Source organism: Wohlfahrtiimonas sp. G9077, assembly GCF_002252155.1.
Lineage (GTDB): Bacteria > Pseudomonadota > Gammaproteobacteria > Cardiobacteriales > Wohlfahrtiimonadaceae > Wohlfahrtiimonas.
This window is the reverse complement of sequence record NZ_NEFD01000007.1, coordinates 73,841-87,511: the sequence shown is the minus strand read 5'-3', so window position 1 is coordinate 87,511 and position 13,671 is coordinate 73,841. Positions and strand designations below refer to the sequence as shown.

The 13,671-nt window shown below is 43.9% G+C and carries 15 protein-coding genes; 12 read left to right on the top strand and 3 right to left on the bottom strand.

Translation table 11 applies throughout. The features are described from left to right. The first annotated feature begins 12 nt into the window (after window positions 1–12). The 10 genes from B9T20_RS09065 to B9T20_RS09020 all read left to right on the top strand — a co-directional run bounded on the left by B9T20_RS09065 (window position 13) and on the right by B9T20_RS09020 (window position 8,616). The gene (locus B9T20_RS09065; RefSeq protein WP_094490749.1) at window positions 13–1,236 is read left to right on the top strand and encodes an HlyD family efflux transporter periplasmic adaptor subunit; all 1,224 of its coding nucleotides are present in this window, start codon (window positions 13–15) and stop codon (window positions 1,234–1,236) included. A 55-nt stretch (window positions 1,237–1,291) separates the two neighbouring features. Further along, window positions 1,292–1,852 carry a toxin-antitoxin system YwqK family antitoxin gene (locus B9T20_RS09060; protein ID WP_094490748.1) on the top strand — a complete coding sequence of 187 codons (561 nt, stop codon included), beginning with the start codon at window positions 1,292–1,294 and terminating at the stop codon, window positions 1,850–1,852. 82 nt (window positions 1,853–1,934) lie between these two features. Then, a complete protein-coding gene (gene phoB, locus B9T20_RS09055; RefSeq protein WP_094490747.1) occupies window positions 1,935–2,627 on the top strand; it encodes a phosphate regulon transcriptional regulator PhoB in 693 nt (230 codons plus the stop codon). Between the two features lie 5 nt (window positions 2,628–2,632). After that, window positions 2,633–3,916 carry a phosphate regulon sensor histidine kinase PhoR gene (phoR, locus tag B9T20_RS09050; protein ID WP_233491665.1) on the top strand — a complete coding sequence of 428 codons (1,284 nt, stop codon included), beginning with the start codon at window positions 2,633–2,635 and terminating at the stop codon, window positions 3,914–3,916. Window positions 3,917–3,999: 83 nt separating this feature from the next. Next, complete coding sequence (pstS, locus tag B9T20_RS09045; RefSeq protein ID WP_094490746.1) at window positions 4,000–5,031, top strand: phosphate ABC transporter substrate-binding protein PstS; 1,032 nt, start codon at window positions 4,000–4,002, stop codon at window positions 5,029–5,031. A gap of 14 nt (window positions 5,032–5,045) precedes the next feature. Further along, on the top strand, window positions 5,046–6,005 hold the full coding sequence (pstC, locus tag B9T20_RS09040; protein WP_008316150.1) for a phosphate ABC transporter permease PstC: 960 nt from the start codon (window positions 5,046–5,048) through the stop codon (window positions 6,003–6,005). Then, the gene (gene pstA / locus B9T20_RS09035; protein ID WP_094490745.1) at window positions 6,005–6,865 is read left to right on the top strand and encodes a phosphate ABC transporter permease PstA; all 861 of its coding nucleotides are present in this window, start codon (window positions 6,005–6,007) and stop codon (window positions 6,863–6,865) included. The genes pstC and pstA overlap by 1 nt, the downstream gene beginning before the upstream one ends. A gap of 4 nt (window positions 6,866–6,869) precedes the next feature. Continuing rightward, window positions 6,870–7,640 carry a phosphate ABC transporter ATP-binding protein PstB gene (pstB, locus tag B9T20_RS09030; RefSeq protein ID WP_094490744.1) on the top strand — a complete coding sequence of 257 codons (771 nt, stop codon included), beginning with the start codon at window positions 6,870–6,872 and terminating at the stop codon, window positions 7,638–7,640. Window positions 7,641–7,652: 12 nt separating this feature from the next. Beyond that, a complete protein-coding gene (gene phoU, locus B9T20_RS09025) occupies window positions 7,653–8,372 on the top strand; it encodes a phosphate signaling complex protein PhoU (RefSeq protein ID WP_094490743.1) in 720 nt (239 codons plus the stop codon). A gap of 115 nt (window positions 8,373–8,487) precedes the next feature. Continuing rightward, the gene (locus B9T20_RS09020) at window positions 8,488–8,616 is read left to right on the top strand and encodes a DUF3149 domain-containing protein (protein ID WP_008316156.1); all 129 of its coding nucleotides are present in this window, start codon (window positions 8,488–8,490) and stop codon (window positions 8,614–8,616) included. Window positions 8,617–8,654: 38 nt separating this feature from the next. Here the strand turns inward: B9T20_RS09020 and B9T20_RS09015 are convergent, their stop codons facing one another. Then, on the bottom strand, window positions 8,655–9,299 hold the full coding sequence (locus B9T20_RS09015) for an alpha/beta hydrolase (protein ID WP_094490742.1): 645 nt from the start codon (window positions 9,297–9,299) through the stop codon (window positions 8,655–8,657). 340 nt (window positions 9,300–9,639) lie between these two features. On the opposite strand from B9T20_RS09015, the gene B9T20_RS09010 reads away from it, so the two are divergent. Beyond that, window positions 9,640–10,407 (top strand): pirin family protein, encoded by a 768-nt coding sequence (locus B9T20_RS09010; protein WP_094490741.1) that lies wholly within the window; start codon window positions 9,640–9,642, stop codon window positions 10,405–10,407. Between the two features lie 42 nt (window positions 10,408–10,449). Here the strand turns inward: B9T20_RS09010 and B9T20_RS09005 are convergent, their stop codons facing one another. Next, window positions 10,450–11,283 (bottom strand): EamA family transporter, encoded by an 834-nt coding sequence (locus B9T20_RS09005; protein ID WP_094490740.1) that lies wholly within the window; start codon window positions 11,281–11,283, stop codon window positions 10,450–10,452. Between the two features lie 110 nt (window positions 11,284–11,393). Between B9T20_RS09005 and murJ the strand changes: the two genes are divergently transcribed. After that, window positions 11,394–12,956 (top strand): murein biosynthesis integral membrane protein MurJ, encoded by a 1,563-nt coding sequence (gene murJ, locus B9T20_RS09000; protein ID WP_094490788.1) that lies wholly within the window; start codon window positions 11,394–11,396, stop codon window positions 12,954–12,956. A gap of 207 nt (window positions 12,957–13,163) precedes the next feature. Here murJ and B9T20_RS08995 read toward each other — a convergent pair whose 3' ends face one another. Next, window positions 13,164–13,640: an S-ribosylhomocysteine lyase gene (locus B9T20_RS08995; RefSeq protein WP_094490739.1), complete on the bottom strand. Its 477-nt coding sequence runs from the start codon at window positions 13,638–13,640 to the stop codon at window positions 13,164–13,166. Between the last annotated feature and the right edge of the window lie 31 nt (window positions 13,641–13,671).

Sequence of the window (13,671 nt, the reverse complement as noted above, 5' to 3'; positions counted from 1 at the left end):
ATAGAGGTTTGCATGGATAAAGCTAAGCAAAACAAACACATTTTGCTGATTGATCATGATGAGGATCAGCACCGTTATAAAGATGATATTGGGGATGCTGAGATTGTGAAATCATCGCGCATCATTTGGTGCTTTGTGTGCTTGATTATGGCCTTGATCATTTGGGCATACTTTGCGAATTTAGTGGAAGTTTCCACCGGTTCAGGCAAAGTGGTGCCCACATCAAGGGAACAGGTGATTCAATCGTTAGAAGGCGGGATCATTTCGGATTTACATGTGCGTGAAGGTGACATTGTAGAAAAAGATCAAATCCTTGCGCAATTAGATCTGACCAAAACAGAAGCAATCGTTGAGGAGAGCGCTGCAAAATACCGTGCCGCCTTAGCCAGCATCGCCCGTTTAGAGGCAGAAGTGGAGCAAAGTGATTTAATGTTTCCAGATGAGTTAGATGAATTTCCTGAACTCATTCAAGCAGAAACGCGTCTCTATAAAACGCGTAAAGATGCCTTGCAGCAGTCATTAAGTGGGCTTGAGCAATCCCTTAATTTGGTGAAATCTGAATTACAATTGACAGAAAACTTAGCTCAAAAGGGCGCCGCAAGCAATGTTGATGTGCTGAAATTACAGCGCCAAGTGGCAGATTTAGAGCTGCAAATCACCGATAAAATGTCTGAATACATGGTGCAAGCCCGCCAAGAATTAAGTCGTGTGCAGGCAGAGGCGGAATCATTAGAATCTGTGGTGCGTGGGCGTGAAGATTCTTTGTCCCGTTTAACATTGCGTTCACCGGTACGTGGCATTGTGAAAAATGTGATGCTAACGACGCGCGGCGGCGTTGTGCCACCAAATGGTGAGTTGATGCGCATTGTGCCACTTGATGATCAATTGCTGATTGAGGCACGCATCTCCCCGCGTGACATTGCTTATATTCATCCGGGGCAAGAGGCAAAAGTGAAGATCACAGCGTATGATTATGCCATTTTTGGTGGGTTAGATGGCCATGTGACGGTGATCTCGCCAGATACCATTCAAGATGAAGTCAAGCCAGATGTTTTTTATTATCGCGTCTTTATTTTGACGGATACAGATTCATTGGTGGATAAAAAAACAGGACACGCCTTTCCGATTGTGCCTGGAATGATTGCAACGGTGGACATCAAAACGGGTGAAAAAACGGTCTTTGATTACCTCATGAAGCCTTTTGGGCGCGTAAAAGAAGCATTGCGTGAGCGCTAAATGGTGACATGTTATAGAATGGGCGCACATGATCGAATAGAATAAAGGAACACACATGACAATCCATAAAATTGCCCTTTGCACGGTGTTGATCAGTGCGCTATTTTCACCGTTATTGGCCGATGAGGTGCAAACGAACCATTATCCAAATGGCCAAATTAAAAATGAAGCCCATTTTGTCGATGGCATTCAGCACGGCTTAACCAAACATTGGTATAAAAATGGCCAAACATCTATGGAAGTGATGTATGACCATGGTCAAGTGGTCAGTACAGTCTCTTATTATCCTGAAGGACAGATGCGTATGCGTGAAACCTTAGAGGATGCCACAGGGATTTTAACCACAGAAGCATGGTACAGCACAGGTGAAGTAAGCCACCGTTTTCAATCGAAAAAAGGGCGCAAAGAGGGAACACTCATCAAATATGCGCCAACGGGTTTAAAAGTGGCAGAAGTGAGTTATAGCGATGGTGTGAATGATGGTTGGTGTCGCACATGGGGCGAGCGCGATGTGTTAGAAACAGAGCTCTATTATGAAAAAGGCCGCCTTGATCGTCAGCGCTCCACTAAAGGAGATGTGTGTCGCGTGGACATTTGGCGCTTTGGTTTTCGTTGATTGAGTGAATCAATCGGGTGATTCATAAAACTGTCATATAATTGACGCATAATTGTCATATTTCTCAGGTGGAAGATGATGTATGCAGAAAACTATCTTGATCGTCGAAGATGATGATGCCTTAAGGCAGATGCTAGTCATGTTGATGCAAAGCAGCGGTTTTACGGTGCTCGAAGCGCGTGATCAGCCGGCCGCGCTCGCATTACTGAAAGCACAAACGGTGCATCTTGCTTTGGTTGATTGGATGATTCCAGGCGGCAGCGGCATTTTGTTAATCAAGCAGCTGCGTAAAGATGATGATCTAAAACATATTCCCATCATTATGCTGACGGCAAAAACCGCAGAAGATGATCAAATTGAAGGCTTTGATGTCGGAGCGGATGATTATGTCACCAAGCCCTTTTCAAATAAACAGCTTTTAGTGCGCATCAAAGCGCTGCTGCGGCGCGTTTATCCCGAGAATCAACCGCGCTTAACCATCCATAATCTTGCCATTGATGAAGCCTCGCATCGTGTGTTCATCGATGAAGAAGAAGTGCCGCTTGGTCCCACAGAATATAAATTACTTTGCTTTTTAATGCAGCGTGCTGAGCGCGTCTTCAGTCGTGATCAACTCATCGATCATATTTGGGGCAATGATGTGTACATCGATGATCGCACCGTGGATGTGCACATAGGCCGCCTACGCAAACAACTTGAACAAGGCGGTGTTGCCAAAATGATTCAAACGGTGCGCGGCGCGGGTTACCGTTTATCTGCTCAAGTCAAAGAGTGATCATTATGCTCAAGCAAACTTTCCTCAAGCGCTTTTTATTAGAACTTTTTTTAACATTATTGTTGTGCGGTGTAATAGGGCTGTTCTTTGGGCACTTCTTATTGGGCTTGCTGGTGGGATTTGTGGGTTTGGTGTGCTGGCATTGCTATCATCTCTTTCGCTTATCGCGCTGGATTTGGCAGAAAAATGCCTTGTATCCACCCGAAAGCTTTGGCAGTTGGGAGATCATTTATTATGGTCTTCATAAGCATCAACAGCGTTTGCGCTCACGGCAAAATGAGTTGGCACAGATCATCCGTTTATTTCGTCATGGCGTGGACACATCCCCGGATGCTTTGATGATTGTGGATGATGCAGGCAACATTCAATGGTGCAATCAGCGCGTGAAAACACAACTCAACATCCGCTGGCCCGATGACAAAGGGCAAAACATTGTCAATCTCATTCGTGATCCGGCATTGGCGGATTATCTGCAACAAGAAGATTTTAGCGAGCCGTTAACTTTAAAAATTCATCAAAAACATTATATGGAATTTCGGGTGCTGCCATATGAACACAGCCGCCATATCATTGTGGCGCGCAATGTGAATGACATTTATTTAGCCCAATTGCAGCGCAAAGACTTTTTCACGCACGCAAGCCATGAGCTCAGAACGCCGCTGTCGGTCGTCAAAGGTTATGTAGAGATGTTCGAAGAAGATTTAGTGCCAGAAGATCAAAAGGCGCAAACTTGGCAAAAAGTGCAGTCACAAATTGAGCGAATGGAATCACTCATTGGACAGATTTTATTATTAAGTAAAATTGAAAACATGTCCGCACATGCAGTGATGCATCGAATCAATGTGGCAGAGCTGTTAGATCAATGGATCAGCAGCATCGTTGAGGTGCATCCTGATTATGAGATTGTGGCGAACATTGAGGCGAATTTATCCATCATGGGGCACCAAGATCAGCTCTACAGCGTAATGTGTAACCTCATTGATAATGCCATTAAACACAATCCCGCCGGCACGAAGATTCAAATTACGTGGGCGCGGGCATCTAAAGGCGCGCTATTTAGTGTGCAAGACAATGGCGTTGGGATTGCAGGGCACCATTTGAATCGTTTAACTGAACGATTTTATCAAGTGGATGGCGCGCACACACATCAAAAAAACAGCTCAGGGCTTGGGCTTGCGATTGTTAAACATGCCCTTCGTCACCATGGCAGCGATTTAAGCATTGAGAGTTTTCCAAATCGCGGGTCAACCTTCTCATTTGTCATTCCTGCACATTTAATTGTGGCATAAAAACATTGTTGTCATCTTCTTGTCACATTCATTTTTTACACTAAGGTCAGTTGAATTAAAACATCTCTAACAAGGAGTTAAGCATGAAAAAGATTGGTTGGACCCTCGCATTGACTGCAGCCGTTTCCTTTAATGCAGCACACGCAGATGTGAACATTACAGGTGCCGGTGCATCCTTTCCAGCGCCTGTTTATGCAAAGTGGGCAGATACATATCATAAAGAGACGGGCGTTAAAGTGAATTATCAAGCGATTGGTTCATCTGGCGGCATCAAACAAATCAATGCAAAAACTGTGGATTTTGGTGCCAGTGATGCACCGTTATCTGACGATCAATTAAAACAAGATGGCTTAATTCAGTTCCCAACAGTCATTGGCGGCGTTGTGGTGGCAGTGAATGTCAAGGGCATTGAGTCCAATCAATTGGTGCTCGATGGTCAAACCCTTGGGGACATTTACTTAGGTAAAATCAAAAATTGGAACGATGCGGCAATTGCAAAATTAAATCCAAATGTGACCTTGCCCAATCAAGACATCAATGTGGTGCGCCGCGCAGATGGTTCAGGCACAACCTTTGTGTTCACAAGTTATTTAAGTAAAGTGAATGCTCAATGGCAACAACAAGTGGGTAAAAGTACAACAGTGAAATGGCCTGTGGGCGTTGGTGGTAAAGGCAATGATGGCGTTGCCGCGTTTGTACAACGTTTACCAGGCTCCATCGGTTATGTGGAATACGCATATGCCAAACAAAACAATTTGGCGTACACAAAACTTTATTCTGCAGATGGTCAAGTGATTTCGCCATCGGCAGACAGTTTTAGTGCAGCTGCAAAAACCGCCAATTGGGCAGAGACTTTTGCCCAAGACTTAACGTATCAATCCGGTGATAATGCATGGCCCATCACATCAACGACGTTCATTTTATTGCAAAAGGTGCAGGACAATGCTGAAAAAGGTAAAGCGGTGTTGAGTTTCTTTGACTGGGCATATCAAAATGGTCAACAAGCTGCGGTGGCATTAGATTATGCGGTATTGCCGGACAACGTGATTGCAGAGATCAAAAAAGCGTGGGCAACAACGCTCACAACCAAAGATGGCAAAGCACTCATTGAATAGGATCAGTCATCCCTATGGCTAAAGTGAAAAATACACAAAGATCCCCATCGAAGGTTGGGGATCTCATCTTTGATAATGTCGTTCGCGTGGCGGGCATTTTTGTCCTGTTGCTGCTGAGCGGCATCATCATTTCTTTAATCATCGCCTCAATGCCGAGCATCAAAGAGTTTGGATTGCCGTTTTTATGGGATAAAAACTGGGATCCACCCATGGATGAATATGGCGCCCTGGTGCCCATTTATGGCACGATCGTTACATCCATCATTGCTTTGGTGATTGCGGTACCGGTCAGCTTTGGGATTGCTTTTTTCTTAACAGAGCTCTCGCCGTTATGGTTGCGCCGTCCGCTTGGGATCGCCATTGAGCTATTGGCAGCCATTCCTAGCATCGTTTATGGTATGTGGGGCTTATTTGTCTTTGCGCCCATTTTTGCAGAATATTTTCAGATGCCGATGAATGACATTCTTGCGAACATCCCGATTTTAAATCTCTTTTTTACAGGCCCAGCGTTCGGGATTGGTTTATTGGCGGCAGGTTTCATCTTAGCCATCATGATCATTCCGTACATCACATCAGTGATGCGCGATGTGTTTGAGCAAACGCCGACTTTAATGAAGGAAGCGGCGTATGGTATTGGCTGCACAACATGGGAATGCATTCGCTACATTGTGTTGCCGTACACTAAAAATGGTGTCATTGGCGGCGTGATGCTTGGTTTAGGGCGCGCCCTTGGGGAAACGATGGCGGTGACGTTCATCATCGGTAATACGTATCAATTAGACAGTTTATCGCTCTTTATGCCGGGCAACTCCATTACCTCATCCTTGGCCAATGAGTTTGCAGAGGCAGAGCCGGGCTTACATTCGGCTGCGTTGATGGAATTGGGTTTGATCCTATTTGTGATCACGTTCATTGTGTTGGCATTGTCTAAATTGATGTTGTTGCGCTTGAGTCAAAAAGAGGGGAATCGCTGATGAGAGATGAAAGCATGGCGATGCGTTTACAAAAGCGCCGCCGCATTAAAAATCGCCTGGCCATTGGCATTTCGATGATTGCCGTACTTTTTGGTTTGGTTTGGTTGGCGTGGATTTTATATGCCACGGTGACAAAAGGGATTGGTGGCTTATCTTTTGCTGTATTTACAGAGATGACGCCACCGCCAAACACTGAAGGCGGTGGTTTGGCCAATGCCATGATGGGCAGTTTATTGTTGGTGGGCGTGGCCACTTTGATTGGCACGCCGCTGGGTATTTTATCGGGCATCTATTTGGCAGAATATGGGCGCAAAAATTGGTTGGCAAACACGATCCGTTTCATCAATGATGTACTGCTCTCTGCGCCGTCCATCATCATTGGTTTATTTGTTTATATGATTATGATTGTGCCGATGGGGCATTTTTCCGGTTGGGCAGGGATTGTGGCATTGGCATTGATTCAGTTGCCCATCATTGTGCGCACCACAGAAAATATGTTGTTATTGGTGCCAAACAATTTAAGGGAAGCGGCCTATGCGCTGGGTACGCCGCGTTGGCGCATGATTTTAACCATCACCTTAAAGGCATCGATGTCCGGCATTGTCACCGGTGTATTATTGGCGATTGCGCGCATTGCAGGGGAAACGGCACCGTTACTGTTTACGGCATTGTCGAATCAGTTCTGGAGCACCGATTTGAATGCACCGATTGCCAACTTACCGGTCACCATCTTTAAATTTGCCATGAGTCCATTTAAAGAGTGGCAAGAGCTTGCTTGGGCAGGGGTTTTATTGATCACGGTGTTTGTGTTGTTCCTCAACATTTTAGCCCGCGTATTGTTCAGTCAGAAGAAAAGGTAAATCCATGACGCAAAATTCAACACACAATAAAATTGAAGTGCGCAATTTGAATTTTTATTATCAAAAATTTCATGCTTTAAAAGAGATTTCGATTGATATTAAAGCCAATGCCGTTACGGCGTTCATTGGTCCCTCAGGTTGCGGTAAATCCACATTGCTGCGCACATTCAATAAAATGTATGAGCTCTATCCTGAGCAACATGCGACAGGGGAGATTTTGCTCAATGGGCAAAACATTTTAACGGATCGCCGTGACATTTCATTGCTGCGCGCGCAAGTTGGCATGGTGTTTCAAAAGCCAACGCCTTTTCCGATGTCCATTTATGACAACATTGCCTTTGGCATTAAGCAGTTTGAGAAATTATCCCGCGTGGAGATGGATGAGCGCGTGGAATGGGCATTGACGAAGGCAGCGCTGTGGGATGAAGTGAAAGATAAGATCCATCAAAGTGGCAACAGTTTATCAGGCGGGCAACAGCAGCGCTTGTGCATTGCGCGCGGCATTGCCATTAAGCCTGAAGTGTTGCTGCTTGATGAGCCATGTTCAGCGCTTGACCCCATTTCTACAGGGCGCATTGAGGAGCTCATCACCGAGCTGAAAGACAGCTATACCGTGGTGATTGTGACGCACAACATGCAGCAAGCGGCACGCTGCTCTGATTACACAGCATTTATGTATTTAGGCGAGTTGGTGGAATATGGCAAAACCGATGACATTTTCACTGCGCCGATGAAAAAACAGACAGAAGATTACATTACCGGTCGTTATGGCTAAAAGGGGCGAGGCATGGATTATTTAGGTAAACACATTTCAGGGCAATATGATGCTGATTTAGCGCACATTCGCCGTGAAGTGATGACAATGGGCGGCTTGGTTGAGCAGCAGTTCAGTAACGCGATTCGCACATTGTTAGAGCATGATGTGGCATTGGCAGAGGCAGTGATTGCGGGAGATCAAAAAGTCAATCAGATGGAAGTGGCGATTGATGAAGCGTGCGTGAAAATCATTGCAAAACGCCAGCCAACGGCCAGTGATTTACGTTTGATCATGGTGATTTTAAAATTGATTGCAGAGCTTGAGCGCATCGGCGATTCGGCTGAAGCCATCTGTAAGATCGCGAAACAAGATTTTACCACTGAACAATTGAGTTTGTTAACCTCTCTAGAGGCGATGGGCAACAGCGTCATGAAGATGCTCAAAGATGTGCTCGATGCCTTCACGCGCATGGATATGGATGCTGCGTTGACAGTGTATTTAGAAGATAAACGCATTGCGCAAAAATATGATTTGGTGATCCGCCAAATGATGACCTTTATGATGGAAGATCCTCGTTCGATCCCGAATATTTTGATTGCGTTAAATTGTGCACGCTCCATCATGCGGGTGAGTTCTCGTTGCCAAAACATCAGCGAATTGGTCTTTTATTTTGTCAAAGGGCAAGATTATCGCCACGTGGGTGATGATGTGATTGAAAAGCTCTTAAAAGAGCGTGAAAATCAAGCTTAAATTTCAGATAAATGTTTGAAATCATTTTAGTTGATTACGATCAAGGATCGAAGGTAAGGGCTAAGCTATACTGATCTCAGTGGTTCCTAAAACTCTACTAACAAGGGGGATGAAGATGGGTTGGTTTACGATGCCGGTGATGTTCAGTTTATTGGGTGTGGCATTCATTATTGGGTTTGCTGCATGGATGTATTGGTTTGTGAGTTCAAAAATTAAAGAGGAAAACTCACAAAGCCAATCATAATCATCTTCTGACGATCATCAACGATCATGGAAAATGCTTCACGCCGTAAAGGAATCATCCTTTATGAACTGAAGTATTTTTTTTGCACACTCATCAGAGAAAATCAGTCCTGTGTGGCTCACTGGTAAAATGGTGTGATCGGTCATGCCTTTGATTTTGGTCTCCTCAATGGTGACAGTGCCATCTGAGGGAATGTTTTTGCCGCGTGCAAAAAGTAAACGGGCGCCCATTGATGAATGCCCAGCAATTGAACCTAATGGAATGTTTGGCCATTGCCATTCGTTGTGCTTTGGCAACAGTGTGGCAAGGCTTTTACCCATCAATGCATCTAAACGATATTGTTGCACAAATGTGACCACCGAAGCGCCTTGCCACGGCGTGCCAAGTGTGACCACCTTTTGCACCTTGGTGATGTCTGTCAGTAATGGGATGGCTTGTTGTGCCAATAAACCACCTAAACTGTGGCAAACCAAAATGACAGGGCCATCAATTTTTTCAATGTAATCGGCTAGGCGTTCGGCGCTCTGTTCTGTGGATTGCGTCAGCGTGTGATAGGAGAAAATTTCTGTTTGATAATCGTGATGTTTAAAAAAATGCTTGAGGCGGACCATGACGACGCCAGACATAAAGAGTCCATGAACGAGGACGATAGTGGGCATCGGTTGTAGAGTATTTGCGAGCATTATTCATCCCTATATTTGATAATATTATTAAAAAGTATATATTAATAATTAATATAAATTATTTTAACATGATCGGCATGTCGGATCTATCATAATGCATTTGAAAACATTTGTAAGGGTTATATGGTGAAAAAATAACGATTTTTATTTAAAAAATATATGTTATTGACTTGCAATTATACATAAATTATTGAAATTATCTTGTAAGATGCTGTCTTTAATTTAAGAAAATAAATTGCGTAAACTTATGTAAGGGCGTAATCTTATTTCCATGATTTAGGCATTGATTAAAGATGTTCCGATCATGTTTTCAAATGGAAAAACAGAAAGGGGAACGATAATGAAAACCAATATGGTCTACAGAGCGAATGAATACAATGTGTGTGAACGCGGCAACTATCGCAGCCATCGCTTTTTCTCTTATGGCGGCTTTTATGATGCGGATCGTACGCAGTTCGGAACCTTGCGTTTATTGAATAATAACTTTTTTACAGGTCCAGGGCGCTTTGGCCAGCAGCATCACAGCGATTTAGAAGTGATCATTATGCCTTTAAATGGTGAAATTGAATATACGGACAATCGAGCGCATCGTTCAATTGTGAAAAAAGAAGAAGTGCTTGTGGTGAGTGCAGGAACAGGCTTAAGTTATGCCATTAACAGTGTGAATCCTAAAGAAGAAGTCAATTATCTAAAAATTTGGGTTATGCCTCGCAGACGTGGTTTAACGCCGCGTCATCAAGTGTGTGCTGTGGATACAGATATGTTTGCCAATCGTTTTCACTATTTTGTTGCACCTGATAATGTGATCAGCAAAGATCGCGCCGTGATTCATCAAGATGCATGGGTTGCGGCTTCAGAAGTCGATCCTAAGAAAAAAATCACCTATACGAAGAAAGATGCCAAAAATGGTGTGTTCATTCGTGTGTGCTATGGCGACATTAAGGTGCGTGATCATGTCTTGTCAGAAGGCGATTGCATTGCTTTTGATGATAAGCAAGACATCAAGATTGAAGGCGTTACGCAAAATCGTTTTGTTTTGCTGGAATTGCCGATGAATGTAACGCTGTACGATTCAGAAGATTCGATCACTATCCCACCTAAGATGTAATCGAAGAATCGTCAGCATTACTAGAAGCAAAGCCTGATTTTATCAGGCTTTTTTCGGTTGTTTGGCCACCCAAAGGGAAATTAAAATGATGGTGGAACCAATGGTGAATTCAATCGGCATGTCAATCGTGCCGCCAAACAATAGATTGATCACAATTCCAAATGGAATGAGCAGGTTGTTCATCACCGATAATGTTGCGGCCGATACTTTCGTTGCGCCTTGCAGCCACAGATATTGCCCAAGTCCTGTGGCTAAAAAGCCTACATAAAACAGAGATAAGAGCGTGCTGGTTTGCACGGTGAACTTTGTCGTGCCAAGCAGTAACCATGTTGGGAAGACAATCACAAAAGCGCCGGCAAAGAACCAAAAGAAACTTTGATAATTTTTATTCGATTGCTTTTGTGTGCGTTGATAAAACGTTTGGCCAAAGGCAAAGACAAAGTTGGCCGCCTGCATGAGTACAAAGCCCATGATGAAGGATGGGGAAATGGCTTGATAACGAATGATCGCAGCACCAATCACCGCTAAAAATGCAGCCACAAATGCACGAGATTGAAAGGTTCTGTCAAAAAAGCTTCGAATGATCACAATGTAAATCGGCGTTGTGATGGAAAAGAGCAAAACTTCAATCACGCTGATGTAATGGAACGCTTGATACAAAAAAATGTACGTCAAACCAAATTGGCATGCGCCCACAAGCATCAATTGCCAAATGTCTTGATACGATGTTTTACGCACAAAGGGCAAAAAGATCACGATGCCGCACATAATGCGAATCAAAACGGCTAAATAAGGATCCACAAAAGGGGCGATGTAAAGGCCAATCAGTGAAAAAGAGAGTGACCACAAAATGGAGATGACGGACAGTTCTAACATAATGAATTTTGCTGAGCTAAAAACGACATCATAGTGCAGCCCTTGGTAAAAAGCGAATATTCTCAAACGACCTGATATAATTTGCCCTTTGATTCAGCATGCAGACGATCATGGCACAAACAATACAGACAAAGAAAAAACGCGGTCTTTTAGGCTCACTCTTCACCATCAGCGCATGGACGTTGGTTTCACGGATTTTAGGCCTTGTGCGTGATATTGTATTTGCAAGCTTCTTTGGCGCAAGTGCCATGATGGATGCATTCAATGTGGCCTTTAGAATTCCGAATCTATTTCGTAGATTTTTTGGGGAAGGGGCGTTTAACCAATCATTTGTGCCGGTTTTCAGTGAATATTATGAGAAAAAGCGCGATCAATTGCCGCTGTTTGTGGCAGAAGTGTCTGGATCTTTAGGCATTGTGTTGCTTGCGATTACCGCTCTTGGCATCCTCTTTGCACCTGAATTGGTCACAGTGTTTGCAAACGGCTTTAAAGCGGACCCTGAAAAATTTGCCCTAACGGCAGATTTGGTACGCATCATGATTCCATATGTCTTTTTAATCTGCATGCTTGCGATGTATTCGAGCATTTTAAATTCACTTGATCGCTTTGCCTTGCCTGCATTGCTGCCAAGTTTGTTGAACATTGCCTTGATCATTGGCGCTTTTGTGAGCGTGGAATTTTTAGAGATTCCCATTATGGGCTTGGGTTATGCCGTATTGATTGCGGGAATTTTGCAATGCATGATCATTATGATGAGTGTGCGCCGCCAAAATTTATTGACGAAAATGCCGCGCGTTGCGTTTGATGCACCGGGCGTGAAACAAGTGATTGTGTTGATGGTGCCGGCGTTGATTGGCTCATCAAGCAGTCAGATCAATATTCTCATCAATACGCAATTGGCATCGCGCTTAGAAACAGGCAGCGTGACATGGCTCTACTATTCCGATCGCTTGGTGGAATTTGCATTGGGCACGGTTGCAGTTGCCTTAGGCACGGTTGTGTTGCCCAAATTGTCCCGTTTAAATGCATTAAATGATCGTGAAGGCTTTGAAAAAACCGTCAATTGGGGCATTCGCTTGGCATTGGTGCTTGGCGTGCCATCAAGCATTGGGCTGATCATTTTGGCAGAGCCTTTATTGGCGCTTCTTTTCATGCGCGGCGCTTTTACTTTGTATGATGTGAAGATGTCCGCCTTGAGCTTGGTCACTTATGGCACAAGCATTGTGGCGTATTTTCTCATTAAGATTTTAGCGCCCGTGTATTACTCAAGGCAAGATACCAAAACACCGCTGAAATTTGGTTTAGTGGCCATTGGTGTGAACATTGCATTGCAATTTGTCTTGGTGCGTTATTATGCGCATGCAGGGCTTGCGCTTTCGACCTCGATTGCGGCGTGGGTCAATGCAATGCTGTTGATGATGGGTTTGCATCATTTGGGCATTTATCGCATTCAGCGCTTATGGACAGGGCAATTGTGGGTGATTGTGCCTGCGAATATTATGCTCGGCATTTTCTTATATTGGGTCTCAACGTATCAGGACTTTTGGTTTGATTCAGGCTTATTGCCACGCTTAGCGGCGCTTGTAGTGGTTATGATGGTGGCACTGGTGGGTTACTTTGCAACGTTACATGTGCTTGGATTTTCTGTGAGGCAATTCAAAAATGTCTCGTAAATACATTGATCTGGATCAAAAAGTAAAGTTTTGTATGTAAATTATCCATGTGTAAATTTTTGTTTGAGCTTTCTGATCATTTCGCGTATTGTGTCACCTACTAAGCAGCTACAGACTGAATGACACTGCACAAGTTTGAGAAATAACAAGGTTACATAACAATAATTGAGCAAGCGCCTAAAATTAGGCGCTTTTTTTATGTAGTGTTTAGATCACTTTGCGTACAAATGCATCCTCGCTGATGCCTTGTTTTAAGATGATTTTTGCCCATTCTTTTGCAGAATGTAGCGAATGATCCTTATAGTTACCACAGGCAACACGCGCAATGCCTTGCACCTGATCAATGGTGTAATCATCTTTGACGATTGTTTCCAATGTGGCTTTAAGCGCTTTGGCAACATCAGTTGCGCTCGGTTCACCCCACGCAATCAAATGAAAACCTGTGCGACAGCCAAAGGGTGAAATGTCAATGATGCCATCTAAGTGATTGCGCATCAAATCTGCAAAAATATGCTCCATGGTATGTAAGCCACAGGTTTCGATCGCCACTTCATTGGGTTGTGTCAGTCGCACATCGAAATTGGTGATCACATCACCTTTTGGGCCATTTTCTGTTGCGATTAAACGCACGTATGGGGCAATCACTTTGTCATGATCAAGGGTAAAACTTTCAACTTCTGCCATTTTTATCTTCTCCTATATGTTTGGTTGGTTA

What these genes read in the sequence shown, in the direction of transcription:
- B9T20_RS09065 (WP_094490749.1), top strand. Translation starts at nt 13, where the DNA reads ATGGATAAAGCTAAGCAAAACAAACACATTTTGCTGATTGATCATGAT.
- B9T20_RS09060 (WP_094490748.1), top strand. Translation starts at nt 1,292, where the DNA reads ATGACAATCCATAAAATTGCCCTTTGCACGGTGTTGATCAGTGCGCTA.
- phoB (WP_094490747.1), top strand. Translation starts at nt 1,935, where the DNA reads ATGCAGAAAACTATCTTGATCGTCGAAGATGATGATGCCTTAAGGCAG.
- phoR (WP_233491665.1), top strand. Translation starts at nt 2,633, where the DNA reads ATGCTCAAGCAAACTTTCCTCAAGCGCTTTTTATTAGAACTTTTTTTA.
- pstS (WP_094490746.1), top strand. Translation starts at nt 4,000, where the DNA reads ATGAAAAAGATTGGTTGGACCCTCGCATTGACTGCAGCCGTTTCCTTT.
- pstC (WP_008316150.1), top strand. Translation starts at nt 5,046, where the DNA reads ATGGCTAAAGTGAAAAATACACAAAGATCCCCATCGAAGGTTGGGGAT.
- pstA (WP_094490745.1), top strand. Translation starts at nt 6,005, where the DNA reads ATGAGAGATGAAAGCATGGCGATGCGTTTACAAAAGCGCCGCCGCATT.
- pstB (WP_094490744.1), top strand. Translation starts at nt 6,870, where the DNA reads ATGACGCAAAATTCAACACACAATAAAATTGAAGTGCGCAATTTGAAT.
- phoU (WP_094490743.1), top strand. Translation starts at nt 7,653, where the DNA reads ATGGATTATTTAGGTAAACACATTTCAGGGCAATATGATGCTGATTTA.
- B9T20_RS09020 (WP_008316156.1), top strand. Translation starts at nt 8,488, where the DNA reads ATGGGTTGGTTTACGATGCCGGTGATGTTCAGTTTATTGGGTGTGGCA.
- B9T20_RS09015 (WP_094490742.1), bottom strand. Translation starts at nt 9,299, where the DNA reads ATGCTCGCAAATACTCTACAACCGATGCCCACTATCGTCCTCGTTCAT.
- B9T20_RS09010 (WP_094490741.1), top strand. Translation starts at nt 9,640, where the DNA reads ATGAAAACCAATATGGTCTACAGAGCGAATGAATACAATGTGTGTGAA.
- B9T20_RS09005 (WP_094490740.1), bottom strand. Translation starts at nt 11,283, where the DNA reads ATGTTAGAACTGTCCGTCATCTCCATTTTGTGGTCACTCTCTTTTTCA.
- murJ (WP_094490788.1), top strand. Translation starts at nt 11,394, where the DNA reads ATGGCACAAACAATACAGACAAAGAAAAAACGCGGTCTTTTAGGCTCA.
- B9T20_RS08995 (WP_094490739.1), bottom strand. Translation starts at nt 13,640, where the DNA reads ATGGCAGAAGTTGAAAGTTTTACCCTTGATCATGACAAAGTGATTGCC.